Below are 15664 nucleotides of genomic sequence, written 5' to 3'. Positions count from 1 at the left end.
TCACCGTAATTAAGTACATATAAAACATACTGTTAGCTATCAAATAGCTGACGTAAAAGTATACCGCATGGCCATTGACACCCTTTTCAACGGGAACCTAAACTCCCCAGCCTTTTAATGAGTTGGTTCATGGACACTTTTTTCATCGACGACGACGGATATGAATTTCAACAGATTCTGCTAACACAATTTGATTTAAAGCAGCACGCGCCTGCGGACATACCCCGCCACGAGCTTTATCTCTTCTCAGATTCGAACCTGAAAATGTCTGGCTGGTGGAAACCGTTAGAAACTGCCTTTGAACCAGTTGAAGATTATCCTGATGGCGAGATACCTGATTTATCCAAATGGGTTGGCGCTTCAATAGTCCTTTCTCCAAGAGCGTTTGAGGCTTTAGGAAAGAAGCTTGAAAGGTGTGGTGAACTCCTTCCGTTGAAAATCGGTGACTCGACTTATTATTTATTTAACTGTTTAACCGAAGGACGAATCGACGAGATTAACAGCAAGCCCCATAAGTTAGGAGAGGAGCCTTCGGAACCTTTCACGGTAACCTTCAATTCAGAGGACGTGAGAGACAAATTGGTGTTCAAAACCAAGTATGACAACTGCTCAAGCCTTTATTGCACTGAAGAACTTAAGCAGTTGGTTGAAAACCATGAGTTGACAGGCGTGAGCTTCATCAGCACGGGAGAGACTCAAGGCTAGTTAAGGCACGAAAGTGCCCAGAGGCTTCCACTTGCCAGTTTTCCGGTAAGGTGCGGGTGGCGACGAACATGTGAATGTCGCCGCTTCAGCATCCAGCAGGCCGAGGAATCACCAAGCTCGCAATTTGGCGACAAGTCCATGGGCAGAGGGGGATCGTTTTCACGACTGAGGGTGTTAGTGGGTTTGGGTTAGCGCTCTGGGAAGCCCTTCGACAAGCTCAGGCCGAACGGAGGAGTGGCGCGATGGCGCTTTGGTCTGCGCGCCCTATTCTTATTTTTGCTGAGCTTGTTGGCGCCCCGATCAAAATTCAAGTCAAGTAGACATGGGGTTCCAACACGATATGCCCAATCTGAAATATGCCAGCTAATGGCTCAAAACCCTGATTATGTTTGAAGGCGTGCGCTTTTTCGGAACTATGTGAAGATGTATGCAGCACCCTCTCAAATTGAATAAGCTAGTTATTTCGATTTACGAAACGCCTCTTAGATGAGTTTCGGCACTGGTCATGTTGGAAGGCGCTGCGCTTTTCCAACCTACTTGAGATACGAGAGGATTTTTCCGCATTTTGTAACGCTCCAAGGTTCCCTCCATGGGCCAGGGAAAGGCCCTGAGGCTGCCGCCCCAAGGCCAGATTCAATCAGCGGTCGCCACCTCCTTCGCTCATTTCCGTCAGCAGTTTATTTAGCAGCGGTCCCAGCGTTTTCAATGTCTCGGGGGAGACGATGTCTTCGTGGTTACAGTGAATGTCGTGACGGGTCATGGTGCGAATGTAGGGCTTCCAGCTACCTTCCACTTGCCAGTTTTCCGGTAAGGTGCGGGTGGCGACGAACATGTGGATGTCGCCGTCATAGATCGGCGTTTGCGCAGTGGAGAGGAGTTTTACGGAGGCTTCGTAGTTGGCGACGATTTGTTTGAACATCACCGCTTTCTCCTGCTCAACGAAATCATCCGCCGCGGCTTCGGCATCCAGCATGAATTGCTCCTTCTCACGCTCGACTTCCGCATGCGCTTCTTCTTCCGTCGGGCCGCTCCAATCCTGACCTTCTGGTGGATACGCATCCAGCAGGCCGAGGAAGGCGACATCTTCGCCGAGCATACGCAGCTTCGCAGCCAGGCCGTGAGCGATGGTTCCGCCCAGCGAATAACCGATCAGATGATAAGGGCCACGGGGCTGAATGCGACGCAGCGTCTGCAAATGACGTTCGCATATCGCATCGATATCGTCGCTGGCGGCGATTGCGCCTTGAGCGCCCGGCGACTGCAAGCCAATCAATGGAATATGCGTCGGCAGGTGGCGCACCAGACCGCTGTATTGCCAGGCGAATCCAGAGGCGGGATGCACACAGAATAACGGGGCGCCGCGCCCGGCGCGCAGGTGCAAGACTTCGCCAAATCCAGCGTTGGCGGGATCGTTCATCGCGTTCTCGTCCGCCAACAACGTCGCCAACTGCGCCACGGTTGGCGAGGTCATAATCGTCCCGACGGATACAGGACGCGCCAACGTCTTACGCAGCTCCGCCGCCAGATTCATCGCCAGCAAAGAGTGGCCTCCCAGCGCGAAAAAGTCATCGTCCGCCGCCACAGTCGGCAATTTCAGAATCTGCGCAAAAACGCTCGCGATCTGGGCCTCCAACCCCGGCCTTGGCGCCCGGCCCTGGACCTCTTTCTTCACCGCTGAGGGTTCCGGCAGGGCTTTGCGGTCCAGTTTGCCGTTAGCGCTCAGCGGGAATTCGCTTACAGGCACGATGGCGACAGGGACCATATGGGCCGGCAGAGTTTCCGCTACTTGGCGACGTATGGCGTCGGCGTCAATGTCGTCATCATGAGGGATAACATAGCCGACGAGTTGCCGGTTATCCGCGCCCGCCATGATGGCGTCGCCGTTGTTGATCACCCGGGCGTGAACGACCGCCCGTTTGATCTGCGGCAGGCTTTGCAGGGCGGACTCGATGTCACCCAGCTCGATACGCTGGCCGCGGATCTTGAGCTGATCGTCACTGCGTCCCAGATACTCTACATCGCCATTCGGCAACCAGCGCGCGACATCTCCGGTGCGATACATACGCGCGCCCTCGCCTGCAGCGTCAGCGACAAAACGCACGGCGGTGAGATCTGGACGTCCCAGATAGCCGTCCGCCAACTGCACGCCGCTCAGATACAACTCTCCCGCCACGCCGACCGGCGCCGGACGCAGCCAGGGGTCCAGGATACGCAACTGCGTATTCCACACAGGGCGTCCAATCGGCACGCTCAACCCCGTATTCTCACGCTCTTTATCGAGCAGTCCGGACGCCTGTTTATAAGTGACGTCCACCGCCGCTTCCGTGGGCCCATAAAGGTTGTGCAATGGGGCGCGAATGTAGACGGAATACAAATCCGCCAGTTCGCGGGAAAGCGCTTCGCCGCTGCAGAAGACACGACGCAGTCCGCCACAGGGAACCTCCCCCTGACTGGCGATAGCCGCCGGCAACCGGTTCACAAACGCCGCCAGCATGGATGGCACAAAATGCAGCGTCGTCACCTTGTGGCGCTCGATCAGCGCCAGTAGCTCATCCGGGTCGCGATGCGCCTCCGGCGGCGCCATATACAACGACGCTCCCACCATATGCGCCCAGAAAAACTCCCACACCGACACGTCGAAACTACAGGGGGTTTTCTGCAGCACCACATCGTCGGATTGCAGTCCATACTCCGCCTGCATCCAGACCAGACGATTGACGATAGCCCGGTGCGACACCAACACGCCTTTGGGATTGCCGGTGGAGCCGGAGGTATAAATCAGATAGGCGGGATGAGCCGGCGTCAGCCCCGGCGCCAGCGCATCTTCTCCCCACTGCGGAGGTTCCTCCTGCGCCACTTCCGCCGCCAACTGATCGAACAGCATCAGTTCTCCCATGGCGCGGAAACGCGAAGCCTGCTCCGAAGAAGTGATAATCAAACGCGGCGCGGCATTGCGCACCATGTAGCCGAGGCGCTCATCCGGGTATCCCGTGTCCAGCGGCAGATAGGCCGCGCCGCTTTCCAGCACCGCGGTCAGGGCGAGGCTCAAGCGAGCGCTTCGGGGCAAGGCCACCGCCACGATATCTCCGGTATTGACGCCAGCCCGACGCATTTTCTGCGCCAGCGCCAGCGCCTGGGCGCGCATCTGTCGATAGCTCAGGCGATGGGTTTCGTCTTCCAGCGCTACTGCATTCGGCGCCTTACGCGCCTGTTCCGCCAGTAGTTCGCACAAGGTAGCGTTAGCCACGGCGGCGTCAGTGGCGTTGACGTCGTCAATCAGGTGGCGCTCGCTTTGCGTCCGCAGGTCCACCTGGCTCCACGGCGTATCAGGGTGATAAGCGAATTGCTCCAGCACCGTCAGCAAACGCTGCGCGATAACCTGCGGCTGGGTGACCGGTTCCCGATATTCAATAATCAGTCGCAGGCTGTCGCCGGGCAGCACCATAATCGTTAGCGGATAATGGGTGTAGCCGCGATTGCGGATATGAGTCAGCCGCGCGCCGCGGTAATCGCGGGTGGTCAGCGCGCCGTCATCCGGGTAGTTCTCACTGACCAGCAGAGTGTCGAACAGCGTCGAGGCCCCCGCCAGCCGCTGGATGTCCGCCAGGCCCAGGCAGTCATGCTCCAGCAGCGTCACCTGTTGCGCCTGTAACTGCTGTAACGATTCCAGCAACGTCTGCTCAGGACGAAGGCGAACGCGCACCGGTATCGTATTACTGAACAGGCCCACATGCTCCTCCAGCCCATCCACGGGGCTGAAGCGTCCCGACACCGGCGCGCCGAACACTACGTCGTCACGTCCGCTCAATGCCAACAACACCGCCCCCCATGCTCCCTGCATCAGCGTATTCAGGGTCAGTCCACGCTCTCGACAGCAGGTTTGCAGGGCCTCTTCCAACGCCTTCGGCAAGGTCAGCTCCAGCTCTTTCACTTGCGCCTGAGGCGAAGCGCCTTCAAACAACAAAGTCGGTCGCGCGTCCTTCAACGCCCCCCTCCAGGCGGTGGCCGCCGCCTCAGTGTCCCTGTCGCACAGGGCGCGCACCACCTGCGCATAATCGGAGCGCGTCGGCGTCAAGGTATCCGCGCCATCGCCATAGGCGTGCAGGAAGTCCCGCAACAGAATCGGCGTGGACCAGCCGTCCACCACCAGATGATGGGCGGTTAAAAACAGGGTATGCCGGTTATCGCTGTGATGAATCAGTCTGGCGTGCAACAAGGGCTGCGCAGGCAGTGCGGCGAGGTCGAATTCCCGCTCCAGTTCTTCCTGCTCCAGACTCCATAACTCCCGCTCCAACGCCTCTCCGCGCAGATCGCCCAGATAACATTGCGACCAGGGCCAGCGGCGTTCGCCGTCGATCACCAGCGGGATCAACTGCAAGGGTTCTGCGAGGACTTCCGTATCAAACGCCGCCGCCATTTGCGGATGGCGGCGCAATACGGCTTCCAGCGCATCCCGCATCCGCTCCACGTCCAGGGTTCCGGTGAAATCCAGACGCGTGGTGGAGTTGTATTTGCTGGCGGCCTCTCCCAACTGGGCATGGAACAGCAGCCCCTGTTGCAAAGGCAGCACCGGCAACGCCGCCGCCATCGCCCCGCAACGGGCGCGTAAATCGGACAACTGCCGTTCATCCAGCGCGACTTCCGCTATCACCGCTTCCGCCGCCACCAACGTATCCGCCGCGGCGCCGGGGCGATAAGCGGCGAAATGATCCAGTTCGCGCAGGTTCTCAACAATGCGCTGATGCAGACGGCCAATCAGCCAGCGATCATACAGGCCGTCCGCCCAGGTCCAGTTGATCGCCAGTCTCGGCTCGCCCTTGCCTTCCTCCACGAATATATTGATTTCCAGACCGTACAACATGGCCAGATCGCCATCGATATCCACGGCGAACGCGTCTTTGAAGCGCTCTCCCAGATTGCGTGGCGTCCAATATCCCTCGCCGGCGCTGAAGCGTCCCAGATAGTTGAACAGCACCTGGGGACGATGCTCGACTTCCAGCATGGCCAGCTCGTCCCGACTGGACTTATCCAGATAGCGCAGTACGCCATAGCCCAGGCCGCGGTCCGGGATGCGTCGCAGACTGCGCTTCACTGCCCGCACGGATTCCGCGCTGTCCCGCTGCCCCGCCAGCACCGCCGTCATGTCGAAAGCCACGGGATATTCCGCCGTCAGCCAGCCGATAGTGCGGGCCGGATCAATGTGCTCCTGTAATTGCTCGCGTCCATGAGACTCCAAAGAGAAACGCACACCGGGTGCGGCGCGTTCTTCACAGAACGCTTTCGCCACAGCGGCCAGCAGAATTTCTTCAATCGTCGCCCGAAATGCTCCCGGCAACGTCTGCAACACTGCGCCAGTCAGGGGCGCGTCGGCCAGCGTTCGCCATTGTTGCGCCGCGCCGTAATTATCAGACACCGGGTCAAGAGGGCGTCGCGACAACAAAGGCAGGTACCCTTGCAGCATATCCCGCCACAGCGGCATCTCGCGGCGTCGCGCGGGAATCTCTTCACTTAACGCCCGTGACCAGTCGCGCAACGAGGTTTCTTCCGCCGCCACCTTGGGCGCGGCGGCGCCCGCAGCGGCTTCACAAGCCGTTTCCAGCGCCCGCAACAGCACCCGCCAGGATACCCCGTCGACCACCAGATGATGCAGCGTCAGCAACAGCCATGCGTCACCCTCTCTATCGGTAATGCGCCAGACGCGCATCATTACGCCGGCGGCCGGGTCCAGCTCCGCCGCTGAGGCTGCGAACAGTTCGTCCGCCAGCTTGCCGAATGCCTCCGACTGCGCGCTGTGAGCGACCTCCACGCGAGTGAGTATGCGGCTGTCGAGCCCTGCCTCAATGTCTTTGATCGCCAGACCTTCCTCTGCGATATAGGCGCGCAGGGCGGGATGCGCCCGTTGTAATGCGTGCAGCGCCTCGCGCAGATGGGGCGGCTGTATGGACGCAGGAATGCGCAGCATCACCCCCTGGGCGAAACGGCGCTCCCAGCCGTAGTGCTCAGCGAACCAGCTTGGCGCCGGCAAAGGACCGACCGGCCCCTGTATCAGACTGACGCCGCCTCCCGCCTGCTTTTTCAACGGTTGCATGGCCCGGCTCATACGCGCCGCCGTGCGCTGGGTGAAGACATCCTTGGGACGTAGTTGATAACCGCTGCGGCGCAACTCAGCGCCCAGACTCATGGCGGAGATACTGTCGCCGCCCAGGTTGAAGAAGTCATCGTCGACACATGTATGCTCCAGCCCCAGCACCTGAGCGATGGCGGCGCACACCAGTTTTTCTTCCGCGGTGACCGGCGCTTTTCCCGTCTGACGGGATGACGGACGAATGGTCGGCAGCGCCTGTTTGTCGATTTTGCCATTCACGGTCAATGGCCACGCAGGCAAAATCGCCAGGGCGGACGGCATCATGTAATCCGGCAGCATTTCAGAGAGTTGGCGATACAGGCGATCGCGCAACGCCTCGTCACCATGGCGCAGCCCTTCGTTGACGGTGCAGTAGGCGGTCAAACGATGGCTGGCGCCCGCCGTGGCCGCCGTCACTACCGCGCCGCTGACGCCCGGCAACGCTTCCAGAGCGTGCTCCACCTCGCCCAACTCCACACGGAAGCCGCGCACTTTCACCTGACGGTCGCTGCGGCCCACGAATTCCAGTTGTCCGTCCGGGGTCCAGCGCACCAGATCGCCGGTGCGGTACATCAGGTCGCCTTGCCCTTCCGGGTCGGCGACGAAACGAGCGGCGGTCATGCCCGGTCGCGCCAGATATCCCCGCGCCAGTCCGGCGCCAGAGACATAGAGCTCGCCGGTGACGCCCTGCGGCGCGTAGCGCAGCGCCTGATCCAGCACGTAAATCCGGGTATTGGCGATCGGCCGTCCCACCACCGGCTGCTCCGCCGCACCGACGCCAGCGCCCAAAGCATCCACCGTGTATTCCGTGGGGCCATAGAAGTTGTGCACATGTAATTTCGGATACTGCTTGACCCTGCGCCAGAGTGAAGGCGGCGCCGCTTCGCTGCCGATCAGGATCAGGCAAGGGTGCGACGCGCCTTCCCGCATCAGCCCGCAATCCAGCATCTGTTGCAACATAGAGGGCGGCACATCGAAGGCGTCGACGCCGCGTTCATGCGCCAGCTCAACCAGGGCCTGAGCGTCGCGGCGCTGTTCTTCCGTGCAGATATGCAGCTCCTGTCCCAACAGCAGCCAGATCAATTGCTCCCAGGAAGCGTCAAAAGAAAACGAGGCGCTGTGGGCCGCACGCACCCGACGGCCATGCAGTTGCATCATGGCTGCGCCGTACAGGGACGCCTGATGCGATAACAATAAATTGAGCAGACTGCCGTGGGTCACCATCACCCCTTTGGGCGCGCCGGTGGAGCCGGAGGTGTATATCACATAAGCCAGATGACCGCTGCGCAATGGCTCGGCGCGTTCTTCATCGCGAAGCGGCGCGCCGGACCGGGCGTTCACCCGTTGTTGCAACGCCGGGTCGTCCAGCGCCACGCAGGGAACAATCGCCGCCAGGGCGTCCTGCGTCGCCGCGTTGTGGACCAGCGCCAGTTTCGGACGGGCGTCTTCGAGCATCAGCGCCAGACGCTCCGGCGGATAATCCAGGTCTAAAGGAAGATAGGCCGCTCCCGCCGAAAGCACCGCCAGAATGGACACCACATAGTCCACGCCCCTGGGCCCCGCAATCGCCGCCAGATCATCCGGAGCCAGCCCTTGTGCGATCAGTTCACGCGCCAGACGGGCGACGCGGGCGGAAAATTCCGCGAAGGTCAGGCATTCCTCGCCGCAGCGCAGCGCGACCTCTTGTTCGGAAACCGCTGCATTCGCCTGAAACAGGTCCAATATGGTTTGCGTCCCGGCCGGCGTCGCCACCTGAGGGCCTGCGGACCAGGTCCGTAGACGCGCCAGCTCTCCTGGCCCCAACAAAGGCAGGTCGTCGATCGACGTTTCCGGCTGACGCAATGCGGATTCCAGAAAATGCGCCAATCGCTCGCAATGCAGCCGCAACTCCTGATCCGCATAACGCTCAGGATTGGCGGTCAGCTCGATCACCAGCGCGTTCTGCTCCATCCACAGCCCGAACTCCAGGTCTTCCACCGGGCCGGCGGCAAGCACCTGCGTCACGCCGGGCGCGCCATCCAGGTCCAGGCCCTGATCGTAGATCTTCAGGTTAATCGTGGCGGCGTATAACCCTCTGCCGGAGCCCACCACGCCCACGTCCCGTTGCAGTTGTTCCGCATCGTAGCGCTGACGACGACGAATGCGGGCCAGCTCCGACGTCAGCCGACGCGCCAGACTGTCGATGTCCAGCGCGCCCTCCATATCCAGTTGCACCGGCAGTACATTCACCACGGGACCGGAGGCGTTCAGCGCCGCCGAGCCCATGCGTCGCATAAAGGGCATTCCCACCACAATTCGCGTGCTTCCGGTCATCCGGCGCAAATAGGCGAACACGCCGGCCATGGCGATTTCATTCGGGTTCTGACGCGTTTCTCCCATCGTGGCGAAGCGCTCCAGAGGCAGGCGCAGCCGTCGTTTGAGCGTATTGACGTTGGCGAACCCCGCCGCCATTTGTCGCTCTCCCGCCGCCAGGGACACCGGCTCCGCCAGGGCGGCGGCGTAATCCCACCAGAAGGCGCGGTCTTGAGCGAAGGCGTCGGACGCCTGATAAGTCTGATATTCCCGCACCACTTTGCTGAAAGGCGTCAAACGCCCCGGCTCCGGGGCTCGCCCCTTGCGCAAGGCGTTGTATATCTCGGCGATGCGGCGGGTGATGGCGGCGAAGCTATAGCCGTCCACACTGACGTGATGGTAACGCTGATACCAGTACCAACGCTCAGGGCCCACCTTGATCAGCATATGCCGATACAACGTCTGGTCCTGTTCACCACGCCAGGGCGTTCCCAGATCGTCGTACATGACGACGCCGGCCTGGCGCCTGGGGTCTTCTTCCGTCGTCAGATCCAACAAGTCCGGGACATGCACGTCGTCAACGCACCGGTTCATCGGCAGGCGTTGCGTCACGCCTCTGTCGTCCTCAATAAAACAGGCGTGGGGAGTATCCGTCTCCGCCAGCCCCATGCGTATCGCACGCTGCAAAAGAGGCGCATCCACCGCCCCCTGTAAATCCACATAATGAGCCACCACGTAGCTGTTGCGTCCCACCGCAATCTGATCGGCGAGCCAGATGCCCATTTGCGTTCCAATCAGAGGAAGTTCCACCTCCTCTGGCGCCAGAGAGTTCTTACCTGAAGTTTCTAACACAATGCCTTCCCTCTTGTCGGCCGGATATATTCGAATCGGGAGTGTTGGGACAGACGCTCTACGGCGTCGTTAATAATCTGGCGCCAATGCGCCTGCGCGGAAAAAAGCCGCGGAAGACGGGGCCTGAAAGACGCAGGACCTGTCGTTTTCAGAAAGCTGAAAAATGCTATTTTTCTGTGGGATGAGCAGGTAATCGGGGGCGGATATCGGTCCAGTTCTGCTCGATATAGTGAATACACTCAGCGCGCCTGGCCGGCCCCAGCACATTACGCCAACCGGGGGGAACCGAGGTGATTTGCGGCCATAGACTGTATTGCCCACAGCTGTTGATCAGCACCAGGAAAGGCAGGGATTCGTCGTCAAACGGGTTGGGCTGTTCTGTATTCATAGATGAGACTCCTTTAAATGCTATCGCGCCGCCGCAGCGGCGTCTGATTAATCCGTCAGCCAGGTTGTTCCAGCAGCCAGCGCAGGCCTTCTATGAGTCCGCCGCGCCAGCAGAGCCAGTCGTGACCGCCTTCGAACAATTGGTAATTCACATGATGGCCGGCGCGTTCAAGCTCTATGCGCAGGGTTTCGTTGAGGTCGATCATCACATCCTCCCGCGCGCCGACTTCCTGATAGATGCGCAGCGGCCGGGCGCTGAGGCGGCCTTGCGCCAGTTGCTCCGCCAGCGCGCCGCGTTCTCCGGGGCGACGCACTGCGCACTGCCCCAAAGGCGCATGCAGCAGCTCCACGTAGGGCCACCAGAAGGAGCCGGACTGGCTAAGCACACAGCCGAAACGCTCGGAAAACGCCAGTCCGGCGTACATCGCCGCCAGTCCTCCAAAACTCTGTCCGGCCACGATGGTGTCCATGGCGCGGCTGGAGAATGGCGTCACCTTAGCCGCCAGTGGGATGAGTTCGTCCTGCACCGCTTCCCAGAAGCGAGGGTTGCAGCAGAGCTCTTCGCTGCGCCGTTCGCCGTCAATGGAATCGATCATCACATAGACGGCGGGAGGCAACGCGCCCTGGCGGGTTTCATATTGCAAGGCGGAAAACGCCGGCATGCGGGTCGCCCAGTGCTGGCCATCCAGCAGAATGACCAGAGGACGTCGGCGAGGATCAACGTTGTCGCCCTGCGCCTCTTCCGGGCTGAACACCCAGATTTTGCGGCGATTGCCCAGGGTCTCGCTGCTCCAGTACAGTTCCTGCAGCATCGCACCGCCGTCATCGCCAAAGCTCCCTTCGCCGGCGTCCACCCAAGACCAGGCGGTTTGCGCCGGCGCCTGAGGCAGATGCAAGGCGGACGCCGCGCCGCCCCAGCCTGCGCTATAGGGCCGCTGGGGATTCAGTGGATCGGCGATGGCCTGACTCATCACATCCCGCCACCAGACCCGCTGGCTCATGCGCCGTCGTTCTTCGCTACCGCTCCACCGGGGCGGCAGATAGTCTTTCGTGACAGGGGCCAATGCATAGGTTCCGCGCCAGTTGGCCGGTAAGGTCGTCCGCCAGCGCCACACATCCGTCCCGGCGATGCGCTCCAGGCTTTGTGGATTAGGGCTGCGGTGATTGGTGACGGAGTTGACGTCGATATACACGCGCCGAACAGGCGAACGGCTTTCGTCTCCGTGAGGGTCGCGCCATATAAAGGTGACGCGCGCCTGACTGGCGTCAATGGACTCCACCAGGGGCGTTCCCTTCTGTTGCAATGAGCGCCACCAGAGATCGTCGCCAATAACGCCCGGCAGTCCGAATGCGTCGAATTCCGTGGACGAAGCAAACGCCTGCGACAGCGTAGTTGACGACGCCAATGCGGTTGACGACGCCAGAGAGGCGGGCGGTCGTTGCGCGCTGGATGATTTTTGTGGGATTGGGACCGGCATTCTGCGGTCAATGGCCTCAGACATGGTTTTCACCTTCCCGGGACGGCGCCCGGCGTTCATTTCTTCCATCTGCGATGGACTCGCGGTAATCAGGAACGGTAAAGCCGCGTCGGCTAACGAAATTTCCGCCCTTTCTGCATCAGTGTTGTTTTACATAATAATAATGATTATCATTTGCATTCAATAGTTATTTGCGAATGATTCTCATTTAGACAATCATCCGTCCGCACTGCGCCGGTTTCCGATGCAGATAGTCAGGAATGCCTGCGGACATCACCCGAGGTCGTCATCCACCCTCCTCTTCGATCGCATTAACAGGGAGCCAAGCACAGGGCGCGTCCGCCAGCGGCGCACAGCAATTACCAACTATCTGGGGAGACAATGATGTTCCTGTTTCGGGATAAACGATCGAATCCACGCCTGCACCCCTTGGCGTTCGCCACCAAAGTCGCCGTCGCTACGCTCGCAGGAGGCATGGCCGCCCATGCTGCGGCGGAAACCCTTGCACTGGCGCAGCCGGATCGCGTCAAACAGTCAGCAAGCACCACCCTGGCGCCAGTGGTGGTGACAGGTGAAAAGATCGACCGCGACCTGCAGGAGTCCACCAGCGCCGTCACCGTACTGGACGACCTAAAAGTGGACACCGGCGAGACGCAGTCTGTCTTCGAGGTGGTGGATAAAGTGCCGAACATGATTGCGAACCCCTACGGCGTTCCCAACATCCGGGGCGTGGAGGGCTCCGGCGCGGCGAACGGCAGTTTCGCGCTGGTGGCGGGCTCGCGCCCCAAAGTCAGCACCAGCGTCGATGGCGTTTCAGAATCCTGGTTCGGCCAGGAGTATGTAGACGCTAATTTATGGGACGTGCAGCAGGTGGAGGTATTACGCGGACCGCAATCCACCACTCAGGGTCGCAATTCCATCGGCGGCGCGATTGTCGTGCTGACCAAAGACCCGACTTATCATTGGGAAAGCGCCATTCGCGCTGGCTATGAAACCGCCGACAGCAAGCAGCAACTTGCGTTGATGACGTCCGGCCCTCTGATCGACAACGAACTGGCGTTCCGCCTCGCCGCCAGCGCATCTCAGGGCGAGGGTTATATCGACTACCCTATCAGCGATCAGGAATGGCCCTGGGACCCGTCTGAGTCCAAACGCTACAACCTGCGCGGCAAATTACTTTGGGAGCCTTCCGCGTTGTCCGGCCTGTCGGTGAAGTTCACTGCGACGCACCGCAGTCAGGAGGGCGAATACCTCAATTTCGTCAACGGCGACTTCTTTGACTATGAGCTGAACGGAGACGTGTCCAACACCCGTTATCAGGACTCGGACAGCGCCAGCTACGCCCTGGACGTTCAATACGCTCTCAATGACGCGCTGACCGCTTACCTGACCTTGAACCACGCCGACACCAACGCCAAGTTTGAGGAGTACGCTTCCCGCGTGAGGGATATCGATCTGAGACTGGATCTGGAAGAGCGAAGCAACTCGCTGGAAGGCCGTCTGGTGTATGACCCTGCGTCGGGCTCGTTAAGCGGCGTGGTGGGCGTCTATCTGTTCAAACGCACTCAGGATCTCACAGTGGTTCCCGCCACCTTCACCGGGGATGACGATGTCAGCACCGTCGCGGTTTATGGAGACGCTACATTCGCGCTGACTGAGCGTCTCGATTTAATTTTGGGCGGCCGGGTGGAAAGAGAAAGTCAGGAGCGGGATATTCTGGCGTGGCCCGGTACGAGTTATGAAGGCCGGGTGCTGACGGATATCGGCGAAACCCTGTTTCTGCCCAAGGCCGGCGTCAGCTATCAGGCGACGCCGCAAACCACGCTGGGTCTGGTGGTGCGCAAAGGCTACAACCCGGGCGGCGGTTCCCTCGACTGGGATGACAGCAGCTTTTATGAATACGAGAAAGAAGAAGTCATCTCGTACGAAGCCAGCAGCCGCTCCAGCCTCTGGGATAATCGCATGACGGTGGGCGTCACCCTGTTCGCCAACGAATACGACGGCTACCAATCCATTCTTAATCGTCGTTTCGTGAATATTCCAGAAGGCCGCAGCTACGGCCTGGAAGTGGAAACCAACGCACAGGTGGCGGCGGGCCTTGAAGTATTCGGCTCCGTGGGCCTGCTGAAAACGGAAGTCACCCAAGCCGTCGCAGGCGGGCCGGACATCAAAGGCAATGAATTCGGCTACGCCCCCAGCGTCAACGCCAACCTGGGCTTCACCCAGTATTTCGACCAGGGCTACTTCGCCGGGGCGGACGTCAGCTACGTCGGCGAATACTACTCCGACGTCACCAACAACGACGACCTGACCGCCGGCGATTACGTGATCACCAACGTCAACGCCGGCTACGAAAACGACGACTTCACCGTGCGCCTCTACGTGAAAAACCTGTTCGACGAAGAAGTCCTCTACCGCCAGACAACCACCTGGGCCTCCACCGAAGCCCAGGTTGGACCACCCCGCACAGCGGGCATCGTGGTCGACTACCGACTCTAGAGTGAGACTGCGCTCAACCCTACCCTAGAGCGCAGCAGACCGCCAAGGACGGCCGCAGCTGCAAACCTGCAATCAAAGTCTGTTTTTGGGTGAGCTATGCTCACCCTTTTTTTATTGAGTCGCCCGGGGAGGCCCTTCGACAGGCTCAGGGCGAACGGTGGTGGGGGCAATTGGAGGAAGAAATGGTTGGACGTTGACTTTACTGAGTCATAGAACGGGAAGCTGTCCATGGCATGGTATCGCCGAGGGGGAAAAGCTGCTCGCCCGGAACATTTAACGTTACTTATGCCTATCGAAAGACAAAAGCCCAATCGCCGATTGATCGTACCCAAAACCGCCCCGCCCTCACTTCCCCCGTTCGCCCTGAGCTTGTCGAAGGGCTTTCCAGAGCGTTGATCCACAAACGATAATCCCAGCCTCCATTGAGTACTCTGAAGGAACAGAGCAACTTTGCTCTTTGCCGCCCGGGGAGGCCCTTCGACAGGCTCAGGGCGAACGGTGGTGGAGTATAAGTCGGGCGATATGGCTGGAAGTTGACTTTGTTGAGTCCCAGGATGGAAGGCTGCCCGCTACAAGGCATGGCCTCAGAGGGCAAAGCTGCGCGCAAGGGATACTGGGTTCGACTTATACCTCTCGAAAAGGGAAAGCCCAAGCTACCACTAACCATATCCTAAACCTCCCTGCTCTCACTCCCCCCGTTCGCCCTGAGCTTGTCGAAGGGCTTTCCAGAGCGTTAATCCACAAACGATAATCCCAGTCTCCATTGAGTACTCTGAAGGAACAGGGCAACTTTGCTCTTTGCCGCCCAGGGAAGCCCTTCGACAGGCTCAGGGCGAACGGTGGTGGGGGCAATTGGAGGAAGAAATGGTTGGACGTTGACTTTACTGAGTCATAGAACGGGAAGCTGTCCATGGCATGGTATCGCCGAGGGGGAAAAGCTGCTCGCCGGGAACATTTAACGTTACTTATTCCTATCGAAAGACAAAAGCCCAATCGCCGATTAATCGTACCCAAAACCGCCCCGCCCTCACTTCCCCCGTTCGCCCTGAGCTTGTCGAAGGGCTTTCCAGAGCGTTGATCCACAAACGATAATCCCAGCCTCCATTGAGTACTCTGAAGGAACAGAGCAACTTTGCTCTTTGCCGCCCGGGGAGGCCCTTCGACAGGCTCAGGGCGAACGGTGGAGGGGTCAATTTGGAGGAGATGGTTGGACGTTGACTTTACTGAGTCATAGAACGGGAAGCTGTCCATGGCATGGTATCGCTGAGGGGGCAAAGCCGCTCGCCAGGAACATTGAACGTTACTTATGCCTCTCGAAAGACGAAAG

5 protein-coding genes are annotated in these 15664 nt (G+C 59.7%); 2 read left to right on the top strand and 3 right to left on the bottom strand.

The window, feature by feature from the left end:
- The first annotated feature begins 129 nt into the window (after positions 1 to 129).
- Complete coding sequence (locus tag AC2IBB_RS14850) at positions 130 to 705, top strand: hypothetical protein (protein ID WP_486333612.1); 576 nt, start codon at positions 130 to 132, stop codon at positions 703 to 705.
- Between the two features lie 637 nt (positions 706 to 1342).
- Here the strand turns inward: AC2IBB_RS14850 and AC2IBB_RS14845 are convergent.
- The 3 genes from AC2IBB_RS14845 to fes form a co-directional block, all read right to left on the bottom strand.
- Positions 1343 to 9973, bottom strand: coding sequence for an amino acid adenylation domain-containing protein (locus AC2IBB_RS14845; RefSeq protein WP_486333611.1), 8631 nt, complete (start codon positions 9971 to 9973; stop codon positions 1343 to 1345).
- 166 nt (positions 9974 to 10139) lie between these two features.
- Complete coding sequence (locus AC2IBB_RS14840) at positions 10140 to 10361, bottom strand: MbtH family protein (protein WP_486333610.1); 222 nt, start codon at positions 10359 to 10361, stop codon at positions 10140 to 10142.
- A gap of 55 nt (positions 10362 to 10416) precedes the next feature.
- Positions 10417 to 11862, bottom strand: a complete 1446-nt coding sequence (fes, locus tag AC2IBB_RS14835) for an enterochelin esterase (protein ID WP_486333609.1) — start codon at positions 11860 to 11862, stop codon at positions 10417 to 10419.
- Between the two features lie 357 nt (positions 11863 to 12219).
- Here fes and AC2IBB_RS14830 point away from each other — a divergent pair, with 357 nt between their 5' ends.
- Positions 12220 to 14337, top strand: a complete 2118-nt coding sequence (locus tag AC2IBB_RS14830) for a TonB-dependent receptor (protein WP_486333608.1) — start codon at positions 12220 to 12222, stop codon at positions 14335 to 14337.
- The last annotated feature ends 1327 nt before the right edge of the window (positions 14338 to 15664 follow it).

Source organism: Hahella sp. NS-SX17 (assembly GCF_057367735.1).
Note: the sequence above shows the minus strand (reverse complement) of the source record. Positions and strands in the feature narration are given on the sequence as shown.